13 protein-coding genes and 1 pseudogene are annotated in these 14,949 nt (G+C 39.4%); 5 read left to right on the top strand and 9 right to left on the bottom strand.

Translation table 11 applies throughout. The annotated features are described in order from the left end of the window. The first annotated feature begins 119 nt into the window (after positions 1-119). From BABA_RS23875 to BABA_RS23865, 4 genes are all read left to right on the top strand, one after another. The gene (locus BABA_RS23875) at positions 120-1,565 is read left to right on the top strand and encodes a DEAD/DEAH box helicase (protein ID WP_007087844.1); all 1,446 of its coding nucleotides are present in this window, start codon (positions 120-122) and stop codon (positions 1,563-1,565) included. A gap of 135 nt (positions 1,566-1,700) precedes the next feature. Then, entirely contained in the window at positions 1,701-2,663 is a 963-nt protein-coding gene (locus tag BABA_RS23870; RefSeq protein WP_007087843.1) for a LacI family DNA-binding transcriptional regulator, read from the top strand. A 299-nt stretch (positions 2,664-2,962) separates the two neighbouring features. Continuing rightward, positions 2,963-3,133 (top strand): hypothetical protein, encoded by a 171-nt coding sequence (locus BABA_RS27445; protein ID WP_157273253.1) that lies wholly within the window; start codon positions 2,963-2,965, stop codon positions 3,131-3,133. A gap of 773 nt (positions 3,134-3,906) precedes the next feature. Beyond that, on the top strand, positions 3,907-4,701 hold the full coding sequence (locus BABA_RS23865) for a Cof-type HAD-IIB family hydrolase (RefSeq protein WP_007087842.1): 795 nt from the start codon (positions 3,907-3,909) through the stop codon (positions 4,699-4,701). Between the two features lie 73 nt (positions 4,702-4,774). Here BABA_RS23865 and hpt read toward each other — a convergent pair. The 9 genes and pseudogenes from hpt to BABA_RS23825 form a co-directional block, all read right to left on the bottom strand. Further along, positions 4,775-5,200, bottom strand: a pseudogene (gene hpt, locus BABA_RS23860) (hypoxanthine phosphoribosyltransferase); the annotation flags it as partial. 335 nt (positions 5,201-5,535) lie between these two features. Continuing rightward, positions 5,536-6,273 carry an ABC transporter transmembrane domain-containing protein gene (locus BABA_RS23855; protein ID WP_007087840.1) on the bottom strand — a complete coding sequence of 246 codons (738 nt, stop codon included), beginning with the start codon at positions 6,271-6,273 and terminating at the stop codon, positions 5,536-5,538. Between the two features lie 320 nt (positions 6,274-6,593). After that, positions 6,594-7,256: a DJ-1/PfpI family protein gene (locus BABA_RS23850; protein WP_007087839.1), complete on the bottom strand. Its 663-nt coding sequence runs from the start codon at positions 7,254-7,256 to the stop codon at positions 6,594-6,596. Between the two features lie 27 nt (positions 7,257-7,283). After that, positions 7,284-8,015 carry a hypothetical protein gene (locus BABA_RS23845; protein WP_007087838.1) on the bottom strand — a complete coding sequence of 244 codons (732 nt, stop codon included), beginning with the start codon at positions 8,013-8,015 and terminating at the stop codon, positions 7,284-7,286. A 240-nt stretch (positions 8,016-8,255) separates the two neighbouring features. Beyond that, on the bottom strand, positions 8,256-8,681 hold the full coding sequence (locus BABA_RS28230) for an ABC transporter permease (RefSeq protein ID WP_007087837.1): 426 nt from the start codon (positions 8,679-8,681) through the stop codon (positions 8,256-8,258). Beyond that, a complete protein-coding gene (locus tag BABA_RS23840; protein WP_007087836.1) occupies positions 8,668-10,278 on the bottom strand; it encodes an ABC transporter permease in 1,611 nt (536 codons plus the stop codon). Before BABA_RS23840 ends, BABA_RS28230 begins: the two co-directional genes overlap by 14 nt. Beyond that, positions 10,250-10,966, bottom strand: a complete 717-nt coding sequence (locus BABA_RS23835; protein WP_007087835.1) for an ABC transporter ATP-binding protein — start codon at positions 10,964-10,966, stop codon at positions 10,250-10,252. The genes BABA_RS23840 and BABA_RS23835 overlap by 29 nt, the downstream gene beginning before the upstream one ends. Positions 10,967-11,166: 200 nt before the next feature. Beyond that, positions 11,167-11,817 (bottom strand): response regulator transcription factor, encoded by a 651-nt coding sequence (locus BABA_RS23830; RefSeq protein ID WP_007087834.1) that lies wholly within the window; start codon positions 11,815-11,817, stop codon positions 11,167-11,169. Positions 11,818-11,839: 22 nt separating this feature from the next. Further along, a complete protein-coding gene (locus BABA_RS23825) occupies positions 11,840-13,300 on the bottom strand; it encodes a sensor histidine kinase (RefSeq protein WP_007087833.1) in 1,461 nt (486 codons plus the stop codon). Between the two features lie 290 nt (positions 13,301-13,590). Here BABA_RS23825 and BABA_RS23820 point away from each other — a divergent pair, with 290 nt between their 5' ends. Continuing rightward, positions 13,591-14,847 carry an MFS transporter gene (locus BABA_RS23820; protein ID WP_007087832.1) on the top strand — a complete coding sequence of 419 codons (1,257 nt, stop codon included), beginning with the start codon at positions 13,591-13,593 and terminating at the stop codon, positions 14,845-14,847. Positions 14,848-14,949 lie beyond the last annotated feature (102 nt).

The raw sequence follows: 14,949 nt of genomic DNA, 5'->3' as shown, positions 1-14,949 counted from the left end.
ATGTTGACTTATCGTAGGGCGGAGAGCGAAGGACACTAGCCGCTAGGGGGCTGGAGCTGGACATTTCTCAAAGTGGAAATTTATAAATTATATAATATATAGAAAAATGAGGTTCTTACATGAGTGAAAGAAGTTTTGGAGAATATCCCTTAAGCAATGAAATAACAAGGGCGCTTGCGGTATTAAAATACGAAGCACCCACAGAGGTTCAACGGGAAGTGATTCCCCCAGCATTGGAAAAACACGATCTTATCGTAAAATCTCAAACTGGAAGCGGCAAGACAGCAGCCTTTGGGATCCCTATATGTGAAATGGTAGAATGGGAAGAAAAAAAGCCACAGGCCTTAATTCTCACTCCTACTAGGGAGCTTGCGGTTCAAGTTCGCGATGATATGACGAATATTGGCAGGTTCAAACGAATAAAGGCTATGGCCGTTTATGGGAAAGAACCTTTTTCGAAGCAAAAGGAAGAATTGAAGCAAAAAACCCATGTTGTCGTGGGGACACCAGGGCGGGTCATCGACCATATCGATAGAGGAACGCTAGATTTAGACCAGGTTCAGTACCTTGTTATCGATGAAGCCGATGAAATGCTGAATATGGGTTTTATTGATGAAGTTGAAGCAATCATAAAAGAACTCCCAGCCAACAGAGTCACAATGGTCTTTTCCGCTACATTGCCGAAGGATGTTGAAAGTCTCTGCTATAAGTATATGAAAGAGCCCATTCATATTGAGATTGAAGCAACTGGCATTACTACGGATACAATTGACCATCGATTAATCGATGTAAAAGATGAAGAGAAACTTTCCGTGCTTAAAGATGTTACTGTTGTGGAAAACCCTGACAGCTGCCTCATTTTTTGCAACACGAAAGAACATGTTGAAACGGTATACGCTGAATTGGAAGCATCCAACTATTCATGTGAAAGACTTCATGGAGGGTTAGAACAACAAGATCGGTTTGCCGTGATGGACGGGTTCAAAATGGGGAATTTCCGATACCTAGTGGCCACCGATGTTGCTGCACGAGGGATTGACATTGATAATGTGACACTTGTGATCAACTATGACGTACCGATGGAAAAGGAAAGTTATGTCCACCGTACCGGCAGAACCGGACGAGCTGGAAATAAAGGAAAGGCTATTACGTTTGCCACCCCTTATGAAGGAAAATTCGTTAAAGCGATTGAAAGATATATTGGCTTTGAGATTCCTTCAATGGAAGCTCCAAAACCACAGGAAGTTGCTAGAGGAAAGGCAGCTTTCGAAGAAAAAGTCAGCGGCCGCCGGGTGGTCAGGAATAATAAAACAGCCCGCATCAACCAAGATATCATGAAACTCCATTTCAGCGGCGGCAAAAAGAAGAAGATTCGTGCAGTCGATTTCGTTGGGACCATCGCGAAAATTCCGGGAGTAACAGCTGAAGATATCGGTATTATTACAATCCAAGACCATTTATCATATGTGGATATTCTAAATGGAAAAGGCTCACTAGTGCTACAAGCCATGGATAATGCCACAATCAAAGGAAAGCGACTAAAAGTCAGCATAGCAATTAAATAAAAAAACTCAGAAAGGGTGCCTGACACCATAAGCACTACTCGCGTAGTAGCAATGGTGTCAGGCACCTTTTATTTTTGATTCAATCCGACATGTACTATAATCTATGTATCTAACCTTAGTAAATATGGTGATAAAATGACGAATATTAGAGAATTAGCCAAAATGGCTGGTGTTTCGGTCACAACAGTATCACGGGTGCTGAATAACCACCCATATGTAAGTGAGGAAAAACGGAATGCGGTTTTAGCAACCATTCGGGAAAGTAATTATCAACCCAATATTAATGCCATCCATTTAAGTATGGGAAAAACCTTTCTTGTCGGAGTGGTCGTACCCTATATCGAACATCCTTATTTCGCTCTGTTAATGAAAGGGATGGCGATTGAGGCATTAGAAAATAACTATAAACTGGTGTTATTTCAGTCTAACTACGATGAGGCGAAAGAACTGGATGCACTAAAAATGCTGAAACAAAAGCAGATTGATGCGTTAATCATTTGTTCAAGGATCTGTGACTGGTCAACCATTGAAGAATTTACACCTTATGGTCCGATTATTTTATGCGAAGATACCAGAGGAAAAAACGTTTCCTCCACCTATGTCGACCACTATAAAACTTTTATTTTTGCATTAGAATACTTATATCAAAAAGGGCATCGAAAAATCGGCTATAGCATTGGCCGTAAAACAGGGTCCAATAGTATATTTAGGGGAATGGCTTTTAAGGATTTTATTAAAGATAATCACTTGCCATATGAGCCTGCTTATATTTTTGATGAATGCCTTTACTTTGAAGATGGTGAACGGGTCATTTCGCGGATCAAACAAATGGCTGATCCCCCTACTGCTCTGCTGATTACTAGTGATGAAGTAGCAGCCGGGATAGTCACCTGTGCCCAGCAGCAAAATTTTTCTATACCAGGTGATCTTGCTCTTATCGGTTTTAATAATCAACCTATCGCCAAAATGATGAACATTACCACGATTGAAATTCCTCTGGTGGAGATGGGAAGGCAGTTATTTTTGCAAGGAATTGTTGATAAAGAGATTTCCTATCAAGAAATTCCCGTTACCTTAATTGAGCGGCAAACAGTTTAATTTTGCATGAAGCCCAAGTTTTTTTTGCAAGAAAGCTATACGACAGTAAATGGGGTCTTCCGATAGTTACGTTTACTTTATCCGACAGCAAATACATCCTATAAGACATTAAAAATATTGTATACGTAGTTATCAATATATCGACCAAAAAAGGCATGCTAAAACGATATTGTTATATTCAAGGCAAGAAATTTTTTCTGTAATAATTATGATTCATTTACTGTTTTTGGGGTATATAAAAATTAGTTAATTAGTGCCTTTGGTCAAGGAAAAAAGTTAATATGAAAGGGGAATTTTAATTGGATTATTTAGATTTCGGTGCATGGTTCCAATATTTCTTGTTGATTATTAGCGGTTGTTTAGTATTATTGCTTTTATTGTTGCTATATTCCAATATATATACACGCCAAAAAATAAAAGAGATCGAACAAATGGATGAAGGTTTTGAATCTTTTTCGGAACTTCATTAACGTTTGCAAGAGTTGAAGGACCAGCTGCCATCCTGGTGGCTTTTTTTAATGCATCGTTACTTCACATATTATTGTATTACTTGTAAAAACTGTCCCTAAAAACTCAAAATTCATAGTACGAGCCAGTAACCTCTACATTGTGTAGTAACCGATCTAAAATAGCCTTCTCACTTAAGAGGTACACCCGATTGTTGAAGATCAAAGGCAAGTTGAAGCTGGATCGTACTTATTTAACTCTAGCCCCCCGATTGTTCAACATTTTGGCTCTATAAAGAACTAAGGAAGTTTCACACCTTCAACTGCTAACATATACATCGTTAAAGATTGTGCATCCTGAATCATCCATTCCCGGTATTCCTTAACTCGACAATCCAAATTCTTTTTTACTTTATTTTGATAGGATCAGTCTTAAATGTGGGTACTCACATCGGCAAAAATCTAAAAAAAAGGAGCTGATTGGAATTTTAAAACGGGTTCTCTTTTAAGGTGCAAAATATAAAATAACACTTAAAATGGCAAAAGAATTCCCCCTGCAATAAAGTATATTTGTTGTTGTTTAGATAAGGTCGTTGGCTGTAATCACCAATACGAGAGTAAAAGATTCCTCCCCCACTACTTCCGCTCGTTCATCGAAAAAACCTCCCTCAAATTACTTGACCTGAAACGCGTTTCATAAAATATGCTATTTCTGTAGGACGATACAACACCATGTCGGCGTGATCAGATCCATCTGAGCGTAACGACGGTGTTGTATTATACGGAGGTGCAGGAAAATGGAAAAATCAATTGTGTTCTTCGATATTGACGGGACGTTATTAAATGAAGAAAAGAAAATTCCAGCTTCTACGAAGAGAGCTGTTCAATTGCTTCAGGAAAAAGGGATTCATACTGTTATTGCTACGGGCCGTGTTCCGAATATGTTTTACTGGGTTCAAAAGGAACTAAATATTGATTCCTATGTATCGATGAATGGACAATATGTGGTATTTGAGGGCAAAGAAATTTATTCTAACCCGATTGACCCTGACATGCTGCAATCCCTTTCGACGATGACAGCAAACAACGGGCATGCCTTAGCTTACTGCAGCCACAATGATTACAAGGTCAGCCAGAGAAATCATCCATTTGTTGAGGCTGGATTTGATTCATTAATGATGCCTTATCCTGAGGTTGATGAAAAGTATTATACCCATTTGCCCATTTTTCAAGGGCATCTCTACTGTAACCCACAGGACGTACAAATGTATTTTGACAAGTACCCTGATTTCAGTTTTGTTAAATGGGACGATAATGCCTATGATATTCTCCCAAATGGTGCTTCAAAAGCGGTCGGAATCTGCAAAATGTTAGATATCCTGGATATTAGCGTCGAGAACAGCTATGCTTTCGGCGACGGGTTGAATGACTTGGAGATGCTGAAGCTGGTTGGAACAGGTGTTGCAATGGGAAATGCTGTCCCAGAAGCAAAGGCGGCGGCAGATATTATCACAACTTCTTCATCTGCTGACGGAATACTAAATGGTCTTATAGAGGTTGGACTATTAGAGAAGGAACTAGTATTACTTTAACAGAATAAAAACGAACAGTGCCTAGCACTGTTCGTAAATATTAATCATTCACCTTGATCAAATCTCCTTTACTCTAATACTCTTCAACCGTTGCAATATAAGGTAAATTTCGATACATTTGTGCAAAATCAATCCCGTAACCTACAATGAATTCATCAGGGATAACGAAACCGACATAATCAACAGGCAATTCCACCCTTCTTCTTTCCGGTTTATCTAGAAGTGTGCAGATTTTAATTTGTTTTGGCTTATGCATGTTCAAATGATCCCGTAAGAAATGTAAGGTGAGGCCGCTGTCGATAATATCCTCAACGACCACAACATTCTTATTCGTTATATCGGTATCCAAATCCTTCAACAGCTTAACCTTCCCAGTTGTTTCCGTTTGATCGCTGTAACTCGAAACAGAAATGAAATCGACTTTCACATCCCCTTTTATCTCTCGAATTAAGTCCGCAGCAAAGACGAAAGATCCTTTCAGAACAACGATGAGGAAGATGGATTCATCCTTACCATCGTAAGAAAAAGAGACCTTATTTAGCTTAATAGAATGAGTGAACTGTTTTAAAATAACAGGATTCGCTTTTTCTTGAATTGTTTGTGGTGTGCTAAAGAAAGTGAAAAGCCTATTTAGTGCTACACTTCCTTCCGTGATCGCCGGATAGGCATTGACCAATGCCGCAACAGGACTTCTCATTTTATCGACATAGGCAAAAAAGGCAATTAAACTGCCGACCGTTAAACTCCCATCAATTACAAATAAACTCGCCACAATAGCGACTATAAACGGTGTCATGTCACTAAGAACGTTAACAGAAGCTAACATCACTGCATTTACCTTAGCATGCGCTTATCTGTTAACCGGTCAAAGTGTGTTAAGTGCTGGTTTAACTCTTCCTTATCACGCTTTTCAGAAGCAAATAATTTCGAAAGAAAAGCCCCTTGGATTTTTTCAAAAATAAACCCACTCATTACCGAACGGTAACTCATCATGCTCCTAGTTGACTTTTTAAACTTTTTCGATAAAATATGCGCCAAAACAAATTGAAAGCCGACAAGCAAAACCGAAAGGATTGTTAATTTTATATTTAAAGTCAGCATCACTACTACGACAAATAATAGCACAATTGTTTCAATCCAGATGTTTCCAAACATAGCTGTCAGGAACCCTTTTACCTTTTCAATATCATCGAAAAAGCGAGTGCCAATTTCACCGCTCTTGTTTTCGACAAAATACTTTGCATCCAGTGAATGAACTTTTTTAAAGGCATCTTTCCGCAGTCTTTTGATAATGGTATTGTTGGCCTTATGAATACAAAATTGCCTTATATATTCCATTGGGGTGCGGATGAACAGAAAAATAACAAGCATCCCGGTGGCAATGAACAATAATTGCTCTAGCATTTCCCTGCGAGTCAATGCTTCATTTTGCAGTAACTGATCAAAAATATATTTTAAGATTAAAGGAACAAACAGCGGGATCAGGAATCGAAACAGGCTCCCCACAAATCCTAACATGTATAGTTTTTTTACTTGCTTCACATATGGTAAAAATAACTTAAAATCGCTCAAGATCATAACCCCTTTCGTACGTGTGTATTAGATGGTTTTATTGTACGTTTCTTTGATCTCTTCCGAACCGCACAGTTTGTGTACCATAACCGCAGGGTTTTTGAGTGATACCGCAAGTTTTTTGTGGGAAACCGAAATGGTGCAAAAAAAATCCGCCTATTGGTGGATTTTTTGGATACTGGCTGTCCCTGAACTCCTTTTCCAATAACTAGAGTCATAACTTACACATTAGGAGGGAAATGAATCCAATATGGGCTTTTGGATTCACTTTTGAAAAAAGTCCTGAACGATTTACATCTATATATTAAAAGGTTTTGTAACTAAACCGATTTTAGATGGAGCTCACTATCATAGTATGGATATACCAATGTAGCAACTGTCGTTGCAGCAGCCTCATCTCCCAGCAATTTACTTACTAAATAGATAGACATATCTATGCCTGCAGATACGCCCCCTGATGTTAGAACATTGCCATTATCAACAAAACGTATATTTCGAACCACTTCTATATCTGTATATGCCTGTTCCAAGTAATCATAAGCATATGGATGGGTGGTCGCCGTTTTCCCCGTTAACACCCCAGCCTCCGCTAACAAAATAGCTCCTGAACAAACGGAAGCGATGATTCCGCCGGCTTGACTGAATGAGCCAATCCAATGAATCAATTGGCGGTCTTGAAGACAGGCTTTAATGGCTTTAAAAGGTCCACCTGGGACAATAAGAATGTCTAGGTTTTGATTTATATTTTCAAAACTATAGTCTGGAACAATTTTTAGTCCATTATTGGATGTAACGACACTGCCAGCTTTGGAAATTGTCCAAACTTTAAAAGGTCTTCTCTTGGCAGGAATCCCCTGCGTTAATAATTCTCTTACTTCTTGAGGTTCGTTCACGGTTAAAGAAAGCACCTCAAATGGTCCAGAATAATCTAGGACATCCACATCATCAAATAATACGATTCCAACATTCCACTGCTTTTTCATATACGTCCACTCCCTTTAAATAGTTTTTTATTTTTTTATTTCGATAACAAATGGGAAGGCTCTAACTGTGCCATTTTGCTTAAACTCAGCCCAAATTTTGTAGATACCTGGTTTATCGAAGGTTGTTTCAAAAATCGGCTCATTATCATTTGACGGGTGAACATGAAGAAACTCTTTACCATATTCATCAAGAATCACGACATGCCCCATTGCTCCTAAATATGAGGTCAAATTCGTTTGATCTAAATCGAAGGATAACGTGACGGGTTCGCCTGCCTTAAATGAACTAACCTTTAATGTTACCGATTCTTCATCCACTGTTTTGCTAAAATTAGTGTCTGGGTTAAGCTCATGACCGTGTGTTGCATCACTCGGATTACCTACAATAAATGGAACTGGTTCCACTTTGTAAGTAAAATTTTTCGGTTTAATATCGATAAACGCTTTATAAAACCCGTCAGGAAGGTTATTTTCAATTGTAAATTCGCCTTCTCCAGTTCGTTCAGGGTGCACGTGATAATACTTCTGCAATTGTTCATCTACTATGATTAAATGTAACTTCCTCTCATGATTTACTTCTAACTCATCAATCGGGTTTCCCGCTTTATCTTTTAAGAAAATGTTTATGCTGCTATTATCATTTTGTACAAATGCATTGACCTCACTGCCATCATGGGTTGTGGAACTATCTCCATGTGCATGACCGCTTTCACTATCCACCTCTTGATGACCTCCACTCTCATCTTGTTTACCGCCCATTTCCATTTTATCTCCATGGCCGTTTGCCTGAGCGGCTGTACCTTTATCCTCGGCAATCCATTTATCATAAACCTGGAATCCTAGTATTACGACGGTAACATAAAGGATCCCCGCAATTGCCCATTTTTTTCATTTTTGTCACTCCTAATCTATCATCAAGTTGGCATTACCCGATAAAACCTCTTAACAAACATTCATGCCGAGAGCAAAATCAACGGCAGTAACACTTTAAAAAGCAACCTACTCATACCGTAAGGTCTCACTTAACTTCGTCTTAGCCGCTCTTGAGGCCGGTGTAAAGCTGGAAACTAAGCTAACAACAATGCCAAACAATGTACCGATGACCGTCGCCGCCAGCCCAATGCCGAAACCTTCTAGTAAAATCATCCCGATGATTTGCCGGCGAGTGACACCAACTGCCCGCATCATCGCAATCTCGCGAATCCGCTCCATAGTACTAATGAGTAGGGTATTGGTAATCCCAATTCCAGAAACGATGATGGATAGAATAATCAAACCGTTAATAATTGAGAAGGAGCCTGTATACGTAGCACCAATAACCGATACCCAATCTTCCGGTCCAAACATGGATTCAATCCTTTCCTCAAATTGTGCAAAAATATTTTCTCTTAGTTGCAGCGGACTCACATCCTCACTTTTGAGCATCTGCAACACCTTCCGTATTTTTCAACTTGCCCAAATCCTCTTTTTCAATATGATGGAACATGATATCCAAATTCCCCCCGTAAGAGGAATAGATAATCCTTTCATATGTCTGCAAAAGAGCAGAGTTCAGTGAGCTCATTAAAACGATCATGGCGATACCCAAACAGAGAATCACAGAGGTCATGGAGGTCCGGCCAATATTTCTATTTAGATTCCGTGTCGCCAATTCGCCAGTGAATCCGAAAAGTATTTTATAAATAACTTTTAACAAGAAATCAAATAGTTTAAACAAATAGGGAAACACAAGGGCAATCCCAATCATTAATGGAACTACCAAAAGTAAACTTTTGATAAAAAATCCGGATGCAATGAGTAGTACTCCAATTATTCCAAGCCACTTTTTTGATTGAAATGAAGCTGCTCGATTTTCCTTTAATACTTCGATGACGCTGACTCTGCCCGCTTGACGGATTGGATGTATAGAAGCAATGACAGGAACGAACAGACCGGCAAGCAACGAGATGATTACTCCTTTTGCCAGCACCATACTGCTTTCGTCATGGATACCGTAGATCATGAAAATGAGTGACTTTAACCCGAGACCAAGACCATAACCTATCAATAAGCCCACGACAGTACCTAGGATTGAGAGCAGGATTACCTCAAACATCACCATCCCCTGTATTTGCGCTGGGGTGTAGCCAATTGTCTTGAGCACAGCAAATTCGTTCTTGCGCTCTTTCATACTGACGTACAAAGAATTAAAAATAATAAACGCACTAAGAGCAATTCCTAGAAACCCAGCAATATAAAGTGCTAGAAAGAAAGAATCCAATGTCTTGAATTGCGTATCGAAATCGATGACGACTGGCTGCATATAGATTCCATCAACCTGTTTCACAAACTGGTCTAATTCCTGCTCTATCTGCCCAATACCTGCCCCATTAACCGCCTTCACCTGTATATTTTGGATTTTTCCATATAAACCAAACCAATCCTGGACAACCGTTAATGGAACCGCTATTGACCATGGGTGATAGTTCGCCATACTCCAGCTGCTAGGTCCCATAAGTTCGACGGTATATTTGACGATTGCCGTTATTTTGATCCGTTGAGTGCCTTTGTCAGTATCAAAAGAAATGGTATCACCGATATCCTTTTTCCATACCTTTGCCGTCCGGTCCGTAATCACGGCACCACCGGCGGTTAAATTCCCCTTTATCACTTTGAAATCAGTAACCGGTGTATCGAGGTCGCTGTATCCGCTAAGTTCGACTCTTTTTTGAATGGAGGATATCCCGTCAACCTGCATCTTCACCTTTGTATTTTTTTTCAAAATAGCAATTGACTCTATCTGATCCAATTTTTCTACTTTCTTATAAACTTCTTCTGAAAAATATGCCTCAGAACCATTCAAATTAAAATCTGCTTTCCCAAATGCCGATTTTAAATAGACTGGAAAGGCCTTCTCGGCAGAATCGACTGCTGCAATAACGGCAAATGTGGAAGCTACACCGATGACAATTGACATGATTGTTAGAAAGCTGCGCAGCTTTCTACGCATAAGATTACGCCAGGCTACTAGCCATAGATTCATGTCCCAACACTCCTTTTTTCTGGTCATTTACGATTTCCCCGTCTCGGATCACGATAATCCGACCAGCAGCTGCTGCAGCCTGCAGATCATGGGTGACCATTACAATGGTGATTTGCTCTTCATTATTTAATTTTGAGAGAAGCGCCAAAATATCTTCCCCATTTTTCTGGTCCAAGTTTCCTGTTGGCTCGTCAGCTAAAATCAGCTGCGGCTTCATCGCTAAGGCTCTGGCAATCGCAACCCGCTGCTGCTGCCCGCCGCTTAACTGTGATGGAAATTGTGAACCTTTCCCTTCTAGGTTGACGTCCTTCAACAATTGTTGAACCCGTAAGTTTATTTCAGTTTTGGAAGCTTTATTAGCGGAAAGTGAAAGTGCGATATTCTCCGAAACTGTCATCATCGGAAGGAGTTGATAGTTTTGAAATACAAATCCTACTTTCTTCCGGCGAAATAACGTTCTTTCCTTTTCATTCAGATTATTTAATTGGATTCCATCGACAATCAGATTTCCAGAAGATGGCTGGTCGAGTCCGCCGATTAACTGCAAAAGCGTACTTTTTCCAGAACCACTTGGACCCATGATCGCAGCGAATTCCCCTTTATTGATGTGAATGTTGTTATTGTTCAATGCAAAAAAATCTCCTGATTCTAACGAATAAACCTTTGAAACTTCTTGAATTGTAATCATAAAATTACCTCCATAATTTATTTATTCATGAGTACTGCTCAGAATGGGGTTCCCATTTGTACTGGATGGTTTCATTCTACGGCGATTCCATACCTTATAAACCGCAGACATTTGGAGAACCCCCGCAGAAATTTGGGGTAACTCCGCAATATATATAATTCTTCATAAAAAAAATCCGCCGAAATGGCAGATTCATCAGTTTATTTTAATTCCTCCTCTGGAACTAATCCCAGCTTTTTTGCTTTTTGAATAGTATCAACCCTTGTTCTAACCCCAAACTTTTGATAAAGAGCGGTTAAATTATACTCCAATGACCGTTGGCTCATCGATAACGCTCCGGCTATTTCTCTTGTACTTTTCCCTTTAGCAAGCTCAGACAGAATTTCTTCTTCCAATCCGGACAGGATCACTTTTTCATGTGAATCGTTTTCATCTGCAATAATGCCTGGTCTTCTTAATTCTCTTACTAACGAAAGTGGCAAAACAACCTGTTGTCGGAGTGCACATCTGATACCAGATACCAGATCTTCCCTTGAGGAAGTTTTTGACAAGAATCCAGAGACACCTGCTTCTACTAATAAATTAAAATGAGGTTTAATATCAAAACCAGTATAGATTAATATAATCAGGCTTGGATTGTAGGCTAAAGCTTTCTTTGATAGTTCAAGTCCGTTGAGATGCGGCATATATAAATCGAATAACAACACGTCATATTGATGCAGCTTGATCTGATCTAAGGCATTTAATGAACTATTTTCTACCGTTATTTTGAAATCTGGCTCCTGTTCTAACAGCATTTTTGTTCCTTCAATAATTGATAAGTGGTCATCCACAATTAATATCTTAATCATCCTAAACATCTCTCCTACTATGTCATCTTAAAAATCCAATAATCGGAAAAGCTATCATTACTTTTAGGCCCTGACCCGGTTGCGAAGAAAACTCAATCTGACCATTAAGACTTTGGACCCGCTGTCTCATACTTGATAGTCCCATGTTGTTAAAAGTCGGAAACAGCTTTTCTAGATTAAAGCCGACTCCATCATCTGAATATGCGATTTTCAGTTTTTCATCTTGATTTCGAATCTGGAAGCTTAGGATTGAGGCCTTGGAATGCTTAGCTGCATTGTTTAGTAACTCCTGGACAATCCGATAAATTCCAATTGTCAGCTCCTCATTTAATGAAAGGGTACTTGTATTAAATGTGTTAAAAACAATTTTAAACGTGGAAGAAACCTGAGTGTATTCAAATAAATTTTCTAATGCCCTTTCAAGGCCAAGTTCTCTAAGCAGAGGAGGCCTTAGTTCATTGCATGTCATCCTTATTTGATGGATGGTGTCCAGTAAACCTTGTTCAATACCTTTGAGCTGCCCTCTTACCATACTGTCGACCTCATATTGATTTGGCAACGCTTCTAGTTTTCGGAATAAATCAATCTGATCCTGTAAAACCGTGTCATGCAAATCACTTGATAGGTTCTGGCGCTGCTTTTCCTGAAGGTTAAATAACAGCCTCAAGACCCACCGTGGAGTTTCATTGCTTTGCAAGGCGGATTCCAATTGATACATTAAATTCTCAATAACATTTAGATTCTCAAATACCATGACAGTGTGGCAAACCAAGGTTTCTAACCAGATCAAGTCCATCGTTTCAAAGATGGACTTGGTATTAAGGGTAAGGACATAGTGGCAATCTTTTCGCTCTCCTATTTTAATAAAAAACCTATCCCCCCCTGTTTCCACTTTCCCCACTGTCAAACTTGAACTTCCTTTGAAATCTTTATTTTCCCGATTCAAAATGAGAATATCCGGTTCTGACCCTGTTATGATTGTCCTTACCTCTTTAAGTAATCGCTCTTCAAGATCCGAAACCTTCATGACAGAAGACAGGTCTTGAGAGAAACTTTTTAGGCTTTTTTGCAAAACTTCATAGCGATCTTTTCTCCGCTGCAACTCATTCTCCATTTTTTTTCTTTCCGTGATATCTCTAATTGCAACAACCGTAAGATGATCCTCCGTGTCAGGAATAGGTGTTGTTTTACATTCGAGATATCTAATCTCACCAATTTTATCAATCACTCGATATTCGCTAGAAGATTTTTGCTGATTCTTGATGACATTCCTATGTCTTTCCATTAACCATTCCCTGTCTTCAGGGTGTACTTTATCGAATATATCGAGATTGGGTAATTCTTCAGGACTAGAACCAAATATTTCGAAAAAAACCGGTGTTGTAAACTGTATCCTTCGATTTTGATCGATAATAGCAATGATATCTAATGTATGATTCGTGATTGTTTCAAAGATCCAATTAAACTGGCTTGTCATTTCCATTACCTTTATCACCACATCTCCATCATATTTTTGAGAAAACTTTTTCCTTATATCCTGAGTTTACACGATAAAGCTCATGTCTGAACCGAAAAATTCTTGCGTGAGAAGTGCATTTTTACTGTAGTGGATCCGAGAGTTCTTTAATAGTAAGAGTATGTACTTCAATATCATCTTGTTGTTTGCGGGGTGACCGCAAAATCTTTAGGTCATTCGTGCGTAAACTTTGCGGTTAATAGTGTCTTCTTCTGCCGTATGATAAGACCATCTTACATGAAAGGTGATGTTTTAATATGTCAAACCAAACTCAAGCGCATGCTCCAACAATGCGGTCATTGTTTGCCAACCGCTTCGTCCAATCCATTTTGTTATCTGGTCTATTCCTTCAGCTGGGCATCTGGGTACGAAATTTTGCTATTTTGCTTTTCGTTACAGAACAGACAAATAAGGACCCCTTCGCCATTTCAATGATATCTGTTGCCGAATTTGGTCCAATCTTTCTTTTCTCTTTCATTGGCGGGACCTTCGCCGATCGTTGGAGGCCCAAACTGACGATGGTGCTATGTGATGTGTTGAGTGCACTATCCATTTTCGTCGTGCTGCTGGCACTAATATATGGCGGGTGGGAAGCAATCTTCTTTGCCACCTTAGTTTCATCTATTTTATCTCAATTCTCGCAGCCTTCGGGAATGAAGTTATTTAAGCTTCACGTACCTGATTCCTTAATGCAGCTTGGAATGTCCATGAACCAGATGATACAGGCTATCTTTATGATCTTAGGACCAATGATTGGCACTCTAGTCTACTTTCGATTTGGAATTAATGTTGCAATTGCTCTCATGGGGGCTTGTTTCCTTCTATCCGCCGTTGTGCTTACATTTCTTCCTCCTGATCAAAAAATAGAATCCTCACCAGCAGCTAATTTACCACAAGAAATGAAAATGGGCTTGCGTTACGTCTTCTCTAATAAGATATTTATTTTAATGGGCGGCTTCTTTTTGGCTGCGGGAATGGGGCTTGGATTAGTCAATCCACTTGGTATCTTTTTGGTTACCGAACATCTAGGTTTAACCCCACAGAATCTGCAATGGTTTACAGCCGTAAATGGTGTAGGGATGATTCTTGGCGGGGTCGTAGCGATGGGAATTTCTAAGAAAATCTCGTCACAGTCAATGCTTTTAACTGGTTTTATCCTAAGTGCTGTTTCTGTATCAACGATGGGTTCAGTTAAACTAATTTGGTTGGCACTTTGCGCTCAATTCATCTCCGGAATGATGGTACCGCTCATCCATATTGCGTGTAATACACTGATTCTTTCGAATGCAGATGATGCGTTTGTGGGCAGGGTGAACGGAATCTTAAACCCACTTTTCATGGGCGGCATGGTATTGAACATGAGCTTAGTTGGAGTACTAAAGGGTCAATTTTCACTTAGCACCCTGTACATGATAGCTTCAGGCTTATTCATTATTGGAGCATTAGTTATGCTGCCACTGCTTCGAATTAAAAAGGGCAACCAGATAAAAATAGGAGAAATGCAGCATCATTAATAGTTTAATAAAGAAAAAAAAGTGCCTGACCCTCGATACATTACCGTACCGGGGGTCAGACACTTTCTATATAATTATTTTAATGGGCCTAAATGGACTCGA

Source organism: Neobacillus bataviensis LMG 21833 (assembly GCF_000307875.1).
GTDB classification, from domain to species: Bacteria; Bacillota; Bacilli; order Bacillales; family Cytobacillaceae; genus Neobacillus; species Neobacillus bataviensis.
Note: the sequence above shows the minus strand (reverse complement) of the source record. Positions and strands in the feature narration are given on the sequence as shown.